Raw genomic sequence first — 15,684 nt, forward strand, 5'->3', positions numbered from 1 at the left:
TGTGTTAAGACGTCTGATAACTTGAATCTCTCGGACGTACCGCTTTCCATCGAAGATCGCTGTCCGTCACAGGGAGACACTCATGCCGTCATCAACCCCGTACCAGGCGTTGCCCAATAGTTTCAAAGCGTCGCTGCTCAAGCGCGAGCGGCTGATCGGCTGCTGGCTGTCGCTGGCGAGTCCGGCCGTCACCGAAATGCTGGGCGTCGTCGGATTCGACTGGATGCTGCTCGACGCCGAGCACGCGCCCAACGACGCCATCACGCTTATTCCGCAGCATATGGCGCTCAAGGACAGCGTAAGCGCCCCCGTTGTGCGTCCGCAGGCCAACGATGCCATCGCCATCAAGAAGCTGCTGGACGGCGGTTTCGTCAACTTCCTGATCCCCTTTGTCGATAGCGCCGCCGACGCCACCCGCGCCGTCGCTGCGACGCGCTATCCGCCGCAGGGCATTCGCGGGGTATCGGTTGGGCATCGCGGGAACAGATTCGGCACGGTGGCGAACTACTTCGAAGTCGCGAACGACAACATCGGCGTGGCAGTGCAGATCGAAAGCCGCGCAGCCGTCGAAGCCGTCGATGAAATCGCCGCCGTCGGAGGCGTGGACGCGCTGTTCGTCGGCCCGTCGGATCTCGCGGCGAATTACGGACATCTCGGCAACGCCAATCATCCCGATGTGCAGGCGGCCATCGCACACGTCTTCGAGCGCGCGCACGCGGCGGGCAAGGCGAGCGGCATCCTCGCGCCCGTGCAGGCCGACGCCGAGCGCTATCTTGCGATGGGCGCATCGATGGTCGCGGTCTGCGCCGATCTCGGCATGCTGCGCAACGCCGCGCAGGCCGTGAAGAAACACTTTTACCCGGAGTAAGCTGCGAGATTCGCGCGACTCTTCCGCTGAACCGACACTGACATTCAAAGGAGCGATTTCATGGCGACAAAGGCAGGTTTCATCGGACTGGGCATCATGGGCAATCCCATGGCGGCCAATCTCGTCAAGAACGGCGTCGAGCTGGCGGCGTTCACGCGCAGCGGCGTGTCCGCCGAGCTGACGCAGGCAGGGGCGACCGCGTGCGACAGCCCGGCCGACGTCGCATCGAAAGCGGACATCATCTTTGTGATGGTGCCGGATACGCCGGACGTCGAACGCGTGCTGTTCGGCGAAAACGGCGTCGCGCAGAACTTGCGCGCGGGGCAAATCGTCGTCGATATGAGCTCGATCTCGCCGATCGCCACGCGCGAATTCGCGGCCAAGGTGCGCGAAAAAGGCGCCGATTATCTCGATGCACCCGTCTCCGGCGGCGAAGTCGGCGCGAAGGCCGCGTCGCTGACGATCATGGTCGGCGGCGCGCAGGCGACCTTCGACAAGGTCAAGCCGCTGTTCGACATGATGGGCAAGAACGTCTCGCTGATCGGCGAAGTCGGCGCGGGGCAGGTCTGCAAGGTGGCGAATCAGGTGATCGTCGCGGCGACCATCGAAGCGGTTGGCGAGGCCTTGCTGCTTGCATCGAAGGCGGGCGTGGACGCGGAAAAGGTCCGCAACGCGCTGATGGGCGGCTTCGCGTCGTCGCGCATTCTGGAAGTGCACGGCGAGCGCATGACCAAGCGCACCTTCAATCCAGGCTTCCGGATCGAACTGCATCAGAAGGATTTGAATCTGGCGCTGTCAACGGCGCAAGCGTTGGGCGTGTCGCTGCCGGCGACGTCGAACTGTCTGCAACTGTTCAACGCGTGCGCCGCGCACGGCGGTAAGGCGTGGGACCATTCCGGCATGGTGCGCGCGCTGGAATTCCTGGCTGACCACGAAATCGGTCAGAAGACGAAATAAAGATAACGAGCCTTCCGAGGGCCAAGAAGCCGGCGCGAGCCGGCTTTGTTATTTGCTCAGTTGTCTGATGTCTTGAAATCGGCGTTTGGACGCGCTTGCTGGAATGTGGCTCCTGAGCTTCGGAGCCTTGTACATAAGGCATTTGAGGCGTTAAAGGGTAAACGCGTAATTGGCCGCATGACCACATCAACATACAATGTCATCAGACAACGTATCACACACAGGATTCAGCGATGACCCACGCTTTCTCGGTATTCGTTTCGAACGCGGCGGACGGTGAAATCGGCGCGTATCGGCTCGATCCCGCCACTGGCAAGCTCGAATCGCACGCCCGTTATCGCGCCGACGACAACGTCATGCCGCTGGCGCTGTCGTCCGATGGCGCGTCGCTCTATGCGGCCACGCGCGGCGCGCAGCCGAGCATCGTCACGTTCGCGCTCGATGCATCGAACGGCACGCTTACGCGCAAGCACGCCGCGCCGATCGAATCGAACCTCGCCTATCTTTCCGCCGATGCCACCGGCCGCTATTTGCTCGGCGCATCGTACGGAGAAGATCGCGTGAGCTTGTACGATGCCGCGCGCGGCACGGCGCTCCAGTTCGCCGATGGCATCAAGCACGCGCATTCCATCGTCTCGACGCGCGACGGCCGTTTTGCATACGCCGCGTCGCTCGGCGCGGACACGCTGCACGTCTTCGAATTGCGCGACGGCGCGTTGCACGCACTCGAAGTCGTCACTGTCGATAAAAACTTCGGCCCGCGTCACCTTCGCTTCTCACCGGACGAAAGCACGCTCTACGTGGTGAGCGAATTCCGCGCGACCGTCGCCGCGTTCAAGCGCGATGCCGCCACCGGCAAGCTCGGCGCGATGAAAATGTCCGAGCCGCCCGCAGCGCTCGCGCATCTCGAACATGGCCGCGTGCGTCCGAGTTTCGCGAGCGGCCAGCAGATCGATCCCGCCGTGCTCGCCAAACTGATCTGGGGCGCGGATATGCAGCTCACGCCCGATGGCCGCTTCGTCTACGTTTGCGAGCGCACGTCGAATCGGCTGATCGCGTATGACGCGCAGACGCTGCGCTACATCGGCTTTACGGATACCGAGGCGCAACCGCGCGGCTTCCGTATCGATCCGACCGGACGATTTCTTATTGCGTGCGGCGAAAAGTCGTCGCATGTATCGGCTTATTCGATCGACGCCGATACCGGCGCGCTCACCTTGCTTTCGCGATGCGAAGGCGGCAAGGGCGCAAACTGGGTCGAAATCGTCGCTCAGTCCTGATTCACTTCATTCTCTTTGTCACCGGATTACGTCATGTCGAACACTCCGAAAGTTACCGAATTGCGCGTTGTGCCCGTCGCCGGGCGGGACAGTATGCTGATGAATCTGAGCGGCGCGCATGGTCCGTTCTTTACGCGAAATATCGTTATCCTGAAGGATAGTTCGGGGAATGTCGGTGTTGGCGAAGTGCCGGGCGGCGAGAATATCCGCAAAACGATTGACGATGCCCGTTCTATCGTCGTCGGGCAATCGATCGGCAATATGCAGGCGGTGTTGAACAAAGTTCGCACCGCATTTGCCGATCGCGATTCAGGCGGTCGCGGTCTGCAAACCTTCGACTTGCGCACGACGATTCACGCCGTCACCGCACTCGAAGCCGCGTTGCTCGATTTGCTCGGCAAACATCTCGGTGTGCCGGTTGCTGCGTTGCTTGGCGAAGGCCAGCAGCGCGACGAAGTCGAAATGCTCGGCTATCTTTTTTATGTCGGAGACCGTAACAAAACCGATTTGCCGTATGCATCGGGCGAGGACGGTAAGGACGATTGGGAACGCGTGCGCACGGAAGTCGCGCTGACGCCCGAAGCGGTCGTGCGTCTTGCCGAAGCCGCGCAAGCCCGTTACGGCTTCAACGATTTCAAACTCAAAGGCGGCGTGCTCGCAGGCGATGCCGAAATCGAAGCGGTAACAGCGCTTGCCGAACGCTTCCCGCAAGCACGCGTGACGCTCGATCCAAATGGCGCATGGTCACTCGCCGAAGCGATCCGCCTGTGCCGCGACAAGCACGATGTTCTCGCGTATGCCGAAGACCCATGCGGCGCAGAAAACGGCTATTCGGGCCGCGAAGTGATGGCCGAATTCCGCCGTGCCACGGGCTTGCCGACCGCAACGAATATGATTGCAACGGACTGGCGTCAAATGGGCCACGCAATCCAGCTTCAATCAGTGGACATTCCGCTTGCCGATCCGCATTTCTGGACCATGCAAGGCTCGGTGCGCGTCGCGCAGATGTGCAACGACTGGGGCCTGACATGGGGCTCGCACTCGAACAATCACTTCGATATTTCGTTGGCGATGTTCACGCACGTCGCCGCTGCTGCGCCCGGCAAAATCACCGCGATCGATACGCATTGGATCTGGCAAGACGGCCAGCGCCTGACGCGCGATCCGTTGCAGATCGTCGGCGGCAAAGTGAAGGTGCCGGAAGTGCCGGGTCTTGGCGTCGAACTCGATATGGAAGAGGTTGAAAAAGCGCACGCGCTGTATCAGCAACATGGACTCGGCGCGCGCGATGACGGCGTCGCCATGCAATACCTGATTCCGAACTGGAAATTCGACAACAAGAAGCCGTGCCTCGTGCGATAACGCGCGTCGAAAGAAGGCGGAGTATCACTCCGCCTTTTTCAATCGCTTGATGATTTCCATCGCGGCGGCGGGATTGCGCTCTTTGAAGCCGCTGATCACGTAGATAAACACATCGCGTGATTTGGCCTTGGCCGCCGCCGTCTCCGATACCGTCTGCAAGTCCGCAGGCGCTCCGCCCGCTGCCCATTCCTTCGCGCGCTCCGCCCAGCGATCCAGCGCCGCTTTCGCGTAGCCGTTCTTTTGCTTCTCCGTCGTGCCCATGATGCGCGCGTAGACGAACGGCGCGGTCACATCGGCGATTTGCGGATACTTCGAATCGCCCGCCATTACCACGGCGACTTTGTACTTGCGCGCGAGTTTGATGAACGCGGCATCGGCGAAACTTTCGTGGCGCACTTCGAGCGCATGACGAATCGCGTGGCCTTCGACTTTCGCAGGAAGCAGCTTCAGAAAGCGCTCGAAATCATCGGCATCGAATTGTTTGGTCGGCGCGAATTGCCAGTTGATGGCCCCGAGCTTGTCCTGCAATTCGAGCACGCCACTCTTGAAAAATCGTTCGATGGAATCGCCCGCTTCGGCAAGCACGCGTCGGTTCGTCGCGAAGCGCGGCGCTTTCAGCGAAAAGATAAAGTCATCGGGCGTTTCATCGCGCCACTTGGCGTACGTCGCCGGACTCTGCGAGCCATAAAACGTCCCGTTCACTTCGATGCTCGTCAACGCGCGGCTCGCGTATTCGAGTTCGCGTTTCTGCGTCAGGTCTTCGGGATAAAACGTGCCGCGCCACGGCTCGAAATTCCATCCGCCGATTCCCACACGTATGCCCGCTTTCTTCGACGCCATCACTTGCGTCCGACGAGATAGCTCACGCCTTCAGGACCGTAGTTCTCTTCGTGCTCGACGTTCTTCGCCAGATGGAAAACATCGCCAGTGTGATAGTGCCGCGCATCGTCACCACAACGAATGATGAGATCGCCGGAAAGGATCAGAGCTTTGGCCTCGAACAAATGCGTATGAACATCGAGCGAGCCGTTTGGATCGCGCGTGACGGTCACGACTTCGTTGAACCCTTCCGCGTCGAGAAGGGCGATGAATTCGTCGCGTTGCATGGCGGTATCGATTGAAATTGTAGGAAATGGCGCGATCGTTCGATGCCGATCGCGCCTTATGCGAAACCTATGCTAACGCGTTTGCTGGTGTTCAGTTGCCGAAGAAAATGTCGCAATTTGGCCCGCGCGTGCAGGGCTTGGAGATTGTGCTGCCGCCCATGCCCGCCGCGCTGCGCGACATCGGTGCGCCACCGTAGGACGTGTCGCCGGATTGCGACTGCATGGTCGTGCCTTGATCCATTTGCGCTTGCGTGTACGTATCGGCCTGGGCTTGTCCGGGCACTTGCGCGGTGCGGTAATACATCTGTTGTGCCGATGCGGCTCCGGCAGCGGCAATCAGCGTGACGGCGAGCGCCGTCTTGATCAGACGTGATTTCATATCATCGACTCCTTTGATCGGGGAGCAGGCGCGCGGTGTATCGACAAAAGATAGCGCCGCTCGGTTCGCTGCTTTCAAACGAATTGGGTTAGCGCAGGAAGCGTGCCACGCGCGGTGCGTGGGAAGCTCCGGCAAAACGCTGGCGGCGCGCGGCCTTCATGCCGCACTGCACATTTCGTTATAGGCAAGGATTGACGCATTTGACAGCCTATTTATAGGCATAAACGCGCATCTGGTCGATGCCATGACACGAATGTGACTCATGCGTCATCGAGGATGAATCTGCACGTTCGTGAGCGGCAGTCCTAGAATGCAGCACTGAGGCATCCACGAATTCACGAACGGACGAACCCAGGGACTCGAATCATGACCGTCACCATCTATCACAACCCGAAGTGCGGCACGTCGCGCAATACGCTCGAATTGATCCGCAATGCGGGGATCGAGCCGACCATCGTCGAATATCTGACGCATCCGCCGAGCCGCGAGACGCTGGCATCGCTCATTCAGCGCGCGGGGCTGACGGTGCGCGACGCGATCCGCGAGAAAGGCACGCCGTTCGCCGAACTCGGTCTCGACGATCCCATGCTTTCCGACGCACAACTTATCGACGCGATGATCGAGCATCCGATTCTCATCAATCGTCCTTTCGTCGATACCCCGATGGGCGCGCGTCTGTGTCGTCCGTCCGAACTGGTGATCGATATTCTGCCGTCGCCGCAGAAAGGGCCGTTCACGAAGGAAGACGGCGAAGTCGTCATCGACGAGCACGGCAAGCGCGTTCGCTGATCCGCTGACTCGCTGACCGTTACCTGACGTTACCTTTCTGGCAGTGTCGTAGCACTTGTGTCCGGACTCGCCTCTTATCCTGTTTGTGACGCGCAGAGCATTTCATGCACTCATTGCAGGGAGATAAGCGAGATGAAGAAGAAGATTCTGGGTACGATCATCGGCCTGGCGGGGATGGCGGCGCTGGCAATGTCCGCATCGGCTTCGGCGCATGTGGATGTGGCGGTCGGCGTCGGCGGGCCGGTGTATTACGCGCAGCCCGCCGTGCCGGTCGTGTACGGATACGACGGGTATCGCGATGATCGCTGGCGTGAGCGCGAGTGGCGTCGTCATGAATGGCGCGAGCGTCAGTGGCGTCACGAACAGCGTCGCGAGGAGCGTTGGCGCGATTACCATCGCGGCTGGTAAGGCGTGATGCAGCTTCGAACGGCGAGTCGATGGCTCGCCGTTTGCTCGTTGGTTCGTCGTGTTTCGTCGTTGTTCGTTCGTTCTGCGTCGGAAATGCCTGATTCAAGTTCCAGCGTAGCAAGCCGTAAAACCCGAGACGGTATTCACTTTTTCGCCACCGTCCGCGCGTTCCCGAAACCCCTTTGCGATGTTCAGCCCACTCAGCATTCTCGTCGTCACCGCGCTATCGAGTGTTCTCTCGATACTCGCGCTGATCTCGCTGCGTCCGCACGCCATTCCCGGCGTGACGCGCTGGATCTGGGCGAACCTGATCGCGGTGATTTCGCTGACGCTGGTCTCGACGCAAAGCATGTCGCCTGCGTGGCTGGGCATCGTGGTGTCGAATCAATTGCTGGCAGCGACGGTATTGCGCGTGTTCGGAGGCTGCAACGAATTTTTCGATGTACGCGTCGGGCCAACACAGCGCGCGGTCGGCTGGACCATGTGGCTCGGCGTGCTCGCGGGCATCGTGTATTACACGTACGTAGTGCCGGATATGCCGGCGCGCGTGGTGATTGTGTCCGCGTTCCACGGCGCGTGCGATCTCGCGATCGCCGGGCGCGTCATGCTCTCGCGTCCACCCGAGCGGCCCGCGTACAACTACATGTTCGTGGCGGGCGCGGCGGCACTCGGCGCGGTCGGCAATACCGTGCGCGGCGCGATCTACGCGGTCGCACCGCCGTCGCAAATCTCGCTTTTGCAACCCGGACCGATACAAATCGCGTTTCTCGCGCTCGGCATTCTGGTGCTGCCGACGCTGTCCATCGGCCTGGTGATGATGGCGCACGATCGCCTCGCGCAACGCCTCGAACGCCTCGCGCGCTTCGACGATCTCACCGGCGCGCTGTCACGCAAGGCGTTGCTGCAAACGGCCACGGATCGGCTTGCGCGGGCGGCGCAGAGCGGGCATCGCGAATATGTCGTGGTGGTGGACATTGACCACTTCAAGAGCGTGAACGATCGATACGGCCACGCAGCAGGCGACGACGTGCTGCGCCATTTCGCATCGATCGTGAAAGCGAGGATTCGCGATGGCGATGAATTCGGGCGGATCGGCGGGGAAGAGTTTTGTCTCGTATGCCGCGCCGATGAGATCGCGGACGTGACCGCGCTGATCGAACGGCTGCGCGTGACGGTCGCGACGACGCCGTGTGGCGTGCCGGGCGGCGGCGTGCTGCATTACACCTTCAGCGCGGGCATAGCGGCGTGGGACGGACACGAAACGCTGGCATCGGCGATGGCGCGTGCGGATGCGCGGCTTTACGCGGCAAAGGTCGCGGGGCGCAATCGCGTGAAAGCGCCCGAGGAAGACGCGTTGGTTTAATCGCCGACATCGTCGAAAACGCTTCTTTCGTGCGGCGGCTTGTTCAACCAGCGCCGCAACAGATGCTTTTCGATACCGCGCCCGATCACCAGCGTGACGATCAGCAAAACGGTCGCGACAAGCGCCAGACTCCACACGCCCATGCCGCACAGAATGCCGACCGCCGCCGTCACCCAGATCGACGCCGCCGTGGTCAGCCCGCGCACGCGGTTTTCGCGCGGATTCTGAATGATCACGCCCGCGCCCAGAAAGCCGATGCCGGTCACGATCCCTTGCACCACGCGCGATACATCCGTGTGTTGAGAAAAGGGATCGGCGGAAAAATCCATCGCGCACATCGTAGCGATGCACGCGCCGAGCGACACCAGCCCGAGCGTCTTGATGCCCGTTGGCTTGCCGTGCAGATCGCGATCGATCCCGATAATCGCGCCGATCAGCAGCGCGAAAAGCATGCGAATGGTGGCATCGGCCAGGAGAGGCAAAGGGAGCATGCGGGCTCGTGGACGAACGAATGATGAAAGGGAAGCAGCAATATTGCACCAAAGCTGCTCGCACTGACATTTTGACGCGCTAACGTGCGATTTCCCGTTCAGCAAAAGGAGACGAGACGCCGTGCGCCATCTTCCCAAATTTTCGATGATCGACGCCGCGCCGACGCCCGTCGGCCCCTTCTCGCACGCAGCCGAAGCCGATGGCTGGGTGTTCCTCACCGGCCAGATGCCCACCGACGCCGACGACGACAGCGCGCCTTTGCCCGATGGCATCGCCGCGCAGACGCGCCGCGTGATGGACAACCTGATTCTCGTGCTGACGGGACTGGAGTTATCGCTCGACAACGTGGTGAGCGTGCGCATCTTCCTGACCGAATTCAAGCGCGATTACGACGCGATGAACGCGGTGTATCGCTCGTACTTTTTGCCGAAACCGCTGCCGGCGCGCACGTGCATCGGCGTGACGGGATTGGCGCGCGATGCGCTCGTGGAGATCGATTTCGTCGCGAAACGGCCTTGAGCGCTAGGACTTGCGTTTGGTGGCATCGACGGAACGGAAGGTGAGATTGATGCGCTCGCCGCGCGCTTCCGGCTCCTTCGGCACGCGATGAACCCATTCGAGCTGCGTGCGTCCGCGCATCACCAGCAAACTGCCGTGCACGAGCAATAGCTGATGCGTCGCGTGCGTGCGCGCGTGGCGGAATTCGAACGTGCGCGTCGCGCCCAGACTCACCGATGCAATTACCGGCTCCGGCCCGAGTTCGCGTTCCTTGTCGGCGTGCCAGCCCATGCTGTCGTGGCCGCTTCGATAGCGATTCAGCAGCACGCTGTTGAACTTCGCGCCGCTGGCGATTTCCGCCGCCGCGCGCAGTTGCAAGACGGCGGGCGTCCACGGTTTCGGTACGTTTTTGATGCCCGAATAGACGTAGACCGCGTCTGGTTCGCCCTGCCAGGCGGTCAGGCGCGGCAGCGGCACACGGCCGCCGGGCGTCGTCATGGTGTCCTGCTGCCAGCTTACTTCGGCGATCAGCGCGCCCATCAGATCGGAGGCGGCGTCGGGATCGAGCCAGTCAGGATGCCAGTCGATGTCGGGTTTGGGGATGTCGTCGAAAAGGTCGAACATGGCGGCAAGTTACGAGCACAACGGCGTATTTCGCACAATATCAGAGCGGCAGGACACCCATGTTGCGGGCTTATTTTCCGCGTCGGAAGCCCCTATGCTACAGTCGCCGCACTTATCTCAAAAAAGCTGCGACGAATGGTTCGCTGCTTTGCTGAACCGGGGAATCACATGAATATCACCGCCGATATGGACGGCGGCGCGGCATCGAACCGCCGCATCCTGCTCGTCGATGACAGCGCCGACGCAGCCTTCGCCATGTCGATGCTGCTCGAAGCGCTCGGTCACGAAGTACGCACGGAACACGATGGCCCGCGCGCGCTGGCATCGATCGATGATTTTCGGCCCGACGTCGTGGTGCTCGATATCGGGCTGCCAGGCATGGACGGCTTCGAGGTCGCCCGCGCGATGCGCCAGCTTCCGCTCACCCGCGATGTACTGCTGCTCGCCATGACCGGCTACGGCAGCGACGCCGACCGTCAGAGCGCGAAGGACGCGGGCTTCGATCATCACCTCACGAAGCCGGTTTCCATCGTCGATCTCGAAGCGCTGCTGGCGAAATAGCGTTCGAAGTAAGGCCTATTCCACCCGCAGGCGCGCCATATACGGCAAGTGGTCCGAAAGCCACGCGGTATCTTGCGTCGGCACCAGCCATTCGACCGGCTTCAGGCCGCGCACGAACATCTTGTCGAGCGCCAGCGCAGGCGAAAACGCCGGGAACGTGCGGCCGGATTCGCCGAGCATGGTCGCGACTTCCTGCATGCCGAGTTCGGCGAACAGCGGCACGGAGTCGTTGCGCCAGTCGTTGAAATCGCCGGCGAGCACGAGCGGACCTTCCGGCGCTTCCTTGGCAATCCAATGCGCGATCCAGTTCATCTGCCGCAATCGCGCGGAACGCGTCAGCGCCAGATGCGCGCACAACAGCGTGATGCCGTGACCCGCGAAGGTCGCGCGCGCGACCAGCAAGCCACGCTTTTCAAAACGATGCGCTGAGATATCCCATCGCCCGCTCAAGTCCAGCGGATGCGGCGAGAGAATCGCATTGCCGTGTCGCCAGGACGGTTTGAACACGTTCGGCCCGAGCGCAATCTGCAATTCGAGCGATGTCGCGATTTCGGTGGCCTGGCAATGCCAGACATCGTCGGGCGGCGCGTTCAGCGGTTTGCCGAAGCCGCTCGACAAAATCGGCTGGGGCATCCGGCGCGCCATCGCTTCCTGAAGAAAGTAGACGTCGGCGTTGGTGGATTGCACCCAGCGTTGCATCGCGTTCCAGGCGCGCAAGCCGAGCGGCGAACGGCCCTTGTGCAGGTTCCAGCTCACAGCAGTGAAATCCGGCGTGGCGGAACGTGCAGACGGGCCTGGCGGAAGATGTTCTGGGTTTCGCATGCGTTCGAAGTGTTTTGTGCGGCTGCCTCTTTTACGCGGTCTTCACGGGCATCAACGAGTCTAGATCATTCATTGTGCAGGCGTCGAAGCGGCGAGACTGGCGCGCACCCGGTACGCCAGCGATGGATCGTGATCCACGATCTGCCATTGTCCCCATTCGCCCGGCTTGAGCATGAGTCCCGGATGCGACGCGCTGATCTGGCGCGGCGCGGGCGGCACCTTGCAGCCCGAAGGCAGCGCGCTGGAGGCATCGGATTGCAGGGTTTCCTGCGCGTCGATGGCGAGCGTGATGTCGTCCGCGTTCGCGTGCGTGGGAGAGACGGTGAGCGTGCGTTGCAGGTCGATATCGCCGGCTGGCTGATTCGCGCAGCCCACGCGATTCTGCGTCACGTTGTGGTGCGTATCCGTTTTCGCCTGACCGACGTTGGTCGTCGCTGAAAACGAGTCGATTTGCTGGCCGTCGCGGATCACCTGCAATTCCCATTTGACGGGCTGCGGCGGCGTGCTTTGCGCGTGCGCGACGACCGCGAACGCGAACGTGAGACTGGCGAACAAACAGGCGCTACGTGTTTTTTTCTGCATTGAAAGCTTCTCCGGCGCGGGCTTCGGAAGAGCGGCGGTGAGCCGCTGGATCGGCGTTTCCCGGCGATTTTTCTTTGACAAGAGGTGAGGCCGGCTGCGCGCATCTCAATCGGAAAAATAAGAGCACGATCCGAACCCGCTATGTCGATTCGAACGATGATACCCGCGCGCGTCCTTCGCTGCGTTTTCGGCAAGGACCGCGAAATTGGCAGCAGACCCGTCAGACTGCTCGCTTGCGCGTGGTTTTGTCGTCGATACACTGAACTCATCGACCATATAAAAGACGGGGTGCGATATGACGACGGCCGTGGTCAAACAGGAATTGGCGGTGGCGTCGTTCAGCAAGGTCTACAGTCTCGACGACGTGGAAACCGCGCTGAACGATCTGTCCGAAAACGCGAGCGACGCGCTGCGCGCCACCTACGAAAAGATGCTGAAGATCGGCAATCTGCGCTTTTGCGTGAAGCCGAATCGCATGCCGTCCATCGACGATCTCGCGGCGAATCTGCCGAATTTTGCCGAGCCGCTCGACGATATCCGCAAGCAGATTGCGCTGTGCCTCGAAACCGACGATCGCCTCGAACTGATGCCGATGTTGCTGCTCGGCGAACCGGGCATCGGCAAGACGCATTTCACCAAGCAATTGGCGCGGCTGCTCGGCACGTCCTGCCATTACGTGGCGATGAGTTCGCTGACGGCGGGCTGGATTCTGTCGGGCGCGTCGTCGCAATGGCGCAATTCCAAGCCGGGCAAAGTGTTCGATGCGCTCGTCAACGGCAGTTACGCGAACCCCGTCATCACGGTCGATGAAATCGACAAAGCCACCGGCGACGCGCAATACGATCCGCTCGGCGCGCTTTACGCGCTGCTGGAGCACGACACCGCGCAGACGTTTATCGACGAATTCGCGGAAGTGCCGATCAACGCGGGCAACGTGGTGTGGATCGCTACCGCGAACGATGCGCGCGGCATTCCCGAGCCGCTGATGAATCGCATGAACGTGTACGAGATTCCGTCGCCGGATCGCGATGGCGCGCGGCGGATTGCGCAGGCGATCTACGCCGATATCCGCGACGCGCACACGTGGGGCGCGCGCTTTCCCGAAACGCTCGGCGACGCCCCGCTCGATGCGCCCACGCAAGCATCGCCGCGCGGCATGCGTCGCGCGATGCTGAACGCATTCGGCAATGCGCGGATCGACGGACGGCATCACGTCGAGGCACGCGATGTGGTGATCGATCGCAATTCGCGGCGCAAATCGATCGGTTTCTGACGCGCGCGTATTTTCGAAATTGCCAAAAACGCCGCGAAAACCTGGCTTTTCTGACATCGGACGGCCATTTTCGTGCCTTTTTCTGCATTGCTTCGGAAACTGGTTTAATCGATCGATATTTGTTGTGTAACGCGCAATAGTCTCGAACGTACAATGGATTTCGAGACAGGGTTGCGGACACAGACATGGATCGGATCGAATGCGTGGTGATCGGGGCGGGCGCGGTCGGGCTGGCGATTGCGCGCGCACTCGCGATGCGCGGGCGCGAAGTGATCGTGCTCGAAGCAGGCGAAGCGATCGGCGTCGGCACCAGTTCGCGCAATAGCGAGGTGATCCACGCGGGCATTTACTATCCGCGCGGATCGGCGAAGGCGGAACTGTGCGTGCGCGGGCGCGACATGCTTTACGAGTATTGCCGCGCGCGTGGCGTGCCGCATCGGCAATGCGGGAAGTTGCTGGTGGCGACCGCGCGTAATCAGGTGCCGCAATTGGCGGCGATTCAGCAGAAGGGTATCGAGAATCGCGTGCAGGGATTGACGCGTATTTCCGGCGCGCAGGCGAAGGAGATGGAGCCGCAGCTCGAATGCGTCGAGGCGGTGTGGTCGCCCGTCACCGGAATCGTCGATAGCCATCAGTACATGCTCGCGCTTCAGGGCGATGCGGAAAATCACGGCGCGAGCATCGTGTTCCATACGCCGGTCAAGTCGATCGATGCGCGCGAGGGCTGCTTCATCGTCGAAACCGGCGGCGATGCGCCCGCGAAGTTTCGCGCGTCGTATCTGATCAACAGCGCCGGGCTGCATGCGAACGATATCGCGCAGCACATTCGCGGTCTCGATGATCGCCACGTGCCGCCGCTCTATTTTGCGAAGGGCAACTACTTCGGCGTAAGCGGACGCGCGCCTTTCGAGCGCCTGATTTATCCGATGCCGAATGAAGCGGGACTCGGCGTGCATCTCACCATCGATCTCGGCGGGCAGGCGAAGTTCGGACCGGACGTGGAATGGGTGCAGTCGCTGAATTACGACGTCGATCCGCGCCGTGCCGATTCCTTTTACGCTGCGATTCGCGCCTACTGGCCCGAGCTTCCCGACCATGCATTGCAGCCCGCGTACGCCGGCATTCGTCCGAAATTATCCGGTCCCGGACAGGCCGCAGCGGACTTCATGATTCAGGGGAAATCGGCGCACGGCGTACCGGGACTGGTGAACCTTTTCGGCATCGAATCGCCGGGGCTGACGGCGTCGCTGGCGATCGCGGAGCGCGTCGCAGATATGTCCCGCTGACGCTTACGTGGTGCTTTCAGGAATCGCTTATCTCTAACATTTGGCTTCATTTACTCGCTTGCCAGTTGATATGCTCGGATATCGCCGTCGCCAAGAACGGCGTATCCCCCAATACAACATGGAGTGAGTCACCATGAAGACATCTCGTCGCACGTTTCTCATGACCAGCGTGGGCGTGGCATCGACGTTCGCTCTCGGCTCTCGCGTCGCTTTCGCGGACGCGCCGAAGGTTGACGAAAACGATCCCACCGCGCAGGCGCTCGGCTACAAGGCAGACGCGAGCAAAGTCGATAAGGCCAAGTACGCGAAATACGCGGCAGGCCAGGATTGCGGCAACTGTCAGTTTTATCAAGGCAAGCCCACCGATGCGTTCGCGCCGTGCCCGATGTTCAGCAGCAAGCAAGTAGCGACCAAGGGCTGGTGCAGTGCGTATGTGAAGAAGGCTTGAGGGTTTTTCGAGGTTTCTGAAGCGCGTCTGGTTGAAAAGCCAGACGCGCTTTTTGTTTGTGCTTAGCAGAAATTTTGTTGGTGCGTAAGTTTCCGCTTTCGGTTTGAACTAAAGATAATCAGTTATCCGAGGTTTTTTAGGGAGAGCTGGAAATGGCTGCAATGAGCGACCACGACGGATTCACGCGAGAACTGCTCGACACGATGAGCGAAGCGTATGCACGGGACTTAAAGGTTCTTGGTTCGACGGGAGCCTGTCAGATTTTCCGTGTGCCGAGGTCATGAGACGATAAGGGAAATACCGTTTTATGACCGAAGCAACTGTGACAAAAAAGCTCAAACCTCCGAAAGCACCGAAGCTGTTTTCCGATGAACTGATTGACCAATTGCTGGCGCAAGTCCAGGGCAAGGATGCCGAGTCGGTACTAGGCGAATCGGGGCTGGCCGGCCAGCTCAAGAAGCGCCTGGCCGAGCGTATGCTTGCCGCCGAGCTCAGCCACCATCTGGAAAGCGAGACCGAGCAGGGCAAGGCTGGCAACCACCGCAATGGCACCAGTCCCAAGACCGTGCTGACGCCCAACGGCGAG

At 61.0% G+C, this 15,684-nt stretch carries 19 protein-coding genes and 1 pseudogene; 13 read left to right on the top strand and 7 right to left on the bottom strand.

The window, feature by feature from the left end; genetic code table 11:
• The first annotated feature begins 82 nt into the window (after positions 1-82).
• The 4 genes from garL (at position 83) to gudD (ending at position 4,467) form a co-directional block, all read left to right on the top strand.
• A complete protein-coding gene (gene garL / locus P7F28_RS23745; protein WP_277187213.1) occupies positions 83-868 on the top strand; it encodes a 2-dehydro-3-deoxyglucarate aldolase in 786 nt (261 codons plus the stop codon).
• 42 nt (positions 869-910) lie between these two features.
• The gene (locus P7F28_RS23750; protein WP_368860375.1) at positions 911-1,825 is read left to right on the top strand and encodes a 2-hydroxy-3-oxopropionate reductase; all 915 of its coding nucleotides are present in this window, start codon (positions 911-913) and stop codon (positions 1,823-1,825) included.
• Between the two features lie 233 nt (positions 1,826-2,058).
• Positions 2,059-3,105, top strand: coding sequence for a beta-propeller fold lactonase family protein (locus tag P7F28_RS23755; protein WP_277187215.1), 1,047 nt, complete (start codon positions 2,059-2,061; stop codon positions 3,103-3,105).
• A gap of 33 nt (positions 3,106-3,138) precedes the next feature.
• Positions 3,139-4,467, top strand: coding sequence for a glucarate dehydratase (gene gudD, locus P7F28_RS23760; protein ID WP_277187216.1), 1,329 nt, complete (start codon positions 3,139-3,141; stop codon positions 4,465-4,467).
• A gap of 24 nt (positions 4,468-4,491) precedes the next feature.
• Here gudD and P7F28_RS23765 read toward each other — a convergent pair whose 3' ends face one another.
• The 3 genes from P7F28_RS23765 to P7F28_RS23775 form a co-directional block, all read right to left on the bottom strand.
• Positions 4,492-5,307, bottom strand: coding sequence for a DUF72 domain-containing protein (locus P7F28_RS23765; protein WP_277187217.1), 816 nt, complete (start codon positions 5,305-5,307; stop codon positions 4,492-4,494).
• Positions 5,307-5,573, bottom strand: coding sequence for a cupin domain-containing protein (locus P7F28_RS23770; protein ID WP_277187218.1), 267 nt, complete (start codon positions 5,571-5,573; stop codon positions 5,307-5,309). The genes P7F28_RS23765 and P7F28_RS23770 overlap by 1 nt, the downstream gene beginning before the upstream one ends.
• A 91-nt stretch (positions 5,574-5,664) precedes the next feature.
• The gene (locus P7F28_RS23775) at positions 5,665-5,952 is read right to left on the bottom strand and encodes a hypothetical protein (RefSeq protein ID WP_277187219.1); all 288 of its coding nucleotides are present in this window, start codon (positions 5,950-5,952) and stop codon (positions 5,665-5,667) included.
• 366 nt (positions 5,953-6,318) lie between these two features.
• On the opposite strand from P7F28_RS23775, the gene arsC reads away from it, so the two are divergent.
• The 3 genes from arsC to P7F28_RS23790 all read left to right on the top strand — a co-directional run bounded on the left by arsC (position 6,319) and on the right by P7F28_RS23790 (position 8,512).
• A complete protein-coding gene (gene arsC, locus P7F28_RS23780) occupies positions 6,319-6,741 on the top strand; it encodes an arsenate reductase (glutaredoxin) (RefSeq protein ID WP_277187220.1) in 423 nt (140 codons plus the stop codon).
• 132 nt (positions 6,742-6,873) lie between these two features.
• Positions 6,874-7,149, top strand: coding sequence for a hypothetical protein (locus P7F28_RS23785; RefSeq protein ID WP_277187221.1), 276 nt, complete (start codon positions 6,874-6,876; stop codon positions 7,147-7,149).
• A gap of 187 nt (positions 7,150-7,336) precedes the next feature.
• Positions 7,337-8,512: a GGDEF domain-containing protein gene (locus P7F28_RS23790; protein ID WP_277187222.1), complete on the top strand. Its 1,176-nt coding sequence runs from the start codon at positions 7,337-7,339 to the stop codon at positions 8,510-8,512.
• Here P7F28_RS23790 and P7F28_RS23795 read toward each other — a convergent pair.
• Positions 8,509-9,003, bottom strand: a complete 495-nt coding sequence (locus P7F28_RS23795; protein WP_277187223.1) for an MgtC/SapB family protein — start codon at positions 9,001-9,003, stop codon at positions 8,509-8,511. The two genes, P7F28_RS23790 and P7F28_RS23795, sit on opposite strands and share 4 nt — an antisense overlap.
• 145 nt (positions 9,004-9,148) lie before the next feature.
• Between P7F28_RS23795 and P7F28_RS23800 the strand changes: the two genes are divergently transcribed.
• A complete protein-coding gene (locus tag P7F28_RS23800; protein WP_277187233.1) occupies positions 9,149-9,523 on the top strand; it encodes a RidA family protein in 375 nt (124 codons plus the stop codon).
• Between the two features lie 3 nt (positions 9,524-9,526).
• Here P7F28_RS23800 and P7F28_RS23805 read toward each other — a convergent pair whose 3' ends face one another.
• Positions 9,527-10,126, bottom strand: a complete 600-nt coding sequence (locus tag P7F28_RS23805) for an alpha-ketoglutarate-dependent dioxygenase AlkB (RefSeq protein ID WP_277187224.1) — start codon at positions 10,124-10,126, stop codon at positions 9,527-9,529.
• Positions 10,127-10,294: 168 nt separating this feature from the next.
• On the opposite strand from P7F28_RS23805, the gene P7F28_RS23810 reads away from it, so the two are divergent.
• Positions 10,295-10,687: a response regulator gene (locus P7F28_RS23810; protein ID WP_277187225.1), complete on the top strand. Its 393-nt coding sequence runs from the start codon at positions 10,295-10,297 to the stop codon at positions 10,685-10,687.
• 15 nt (positions 10,688-10,702) lie between these two features.
• Here the strand turns inward: P7F28_RS23810 and P7F28_RS23815 are convergent, their stop codons facing one another.
• Positions 10,703-11,509 (bottom strand): endonuclease/exonuclease/phosphatase family protein, encoded by an 807-nt coding sequence (locus tag P7F28_RS23815; protein WP_277187226.1) that lies wholly within the window; start codon positions 11,507-11,509, stop codon positions 10,703-10,705.
• A gap of 69 nt (positions 11,510-11,578) precedes the next feature.
• Positions 11,579-12,091 carry a hypothetical protein gene (locus P7F28_RS23820; protein WP_277187227.1) on the bottom strand — a complete coding sequence of 171 codons (513 nt, stop codon included), beginning with the start codon at positions 12,089-12,091 and terminating at the stop codon, positions 11,579-11,581.
• Between the two features lie 295 nt (positions 12,092-12,386).
• Here P7F28_RS23820 and P7F28_RS23825 point away from each other — a divergent pair, with 295 nt between their 5' ends.
• The 4 genes and pseudogenes from P7F28_RS23825 to P7F28_RS23840 form a co-directional block, all read left to right on the top strand.
• Positions 12,387-13,364, top strand: a complete 978-nt coding sequence (locus P7F28_RS23825) for an AAA family ATPase (RefSeq protein ID WP_277187228.1) — start codon at positions 12,387-12,389, stop codon at positions 13,362-13,364.
• A 185-nt stretch (positions 13,365-13,549) separates the two neighbouring features.
• Complete coding sequence (locus P7F28_RS23830) at positions 13,550-14,650, top strand: NAD(P)/FAD-dependent oxidoreductase (protein ID WP_277187229.1); 1,101 nt, start codon at positions 13,550-13,552, stop codon at positions 14,648-14,650.
• Positions 14,651-14,783: 133 nt separating this feature from the next.
• Entirely contained in the window at positions 14,784-15,098 is a 315-nt protein-coding gene (locus tag P7F28_RS23835; protein ID WP_277187230.1) for a high-potential iron-sulfur protein, read from the top strand.
• Positions 15,099-15,405: 307 nt separating this feature from the next.
• Positions 15,406-15,684: pseudogene (locus tag P7F28_RS23840) on the top strand (IS256 family transposase); the annotation flags it as partial.

It is taken from the genome of Caballeronia sp. BR00000012568055 (assembly GCF_029439455.1).
Lineage (GTDB): Bacteria > Pseudomonadota > Gammaproteobacteria > Burkholderiales > Burkholderiaceae > Caballeronia.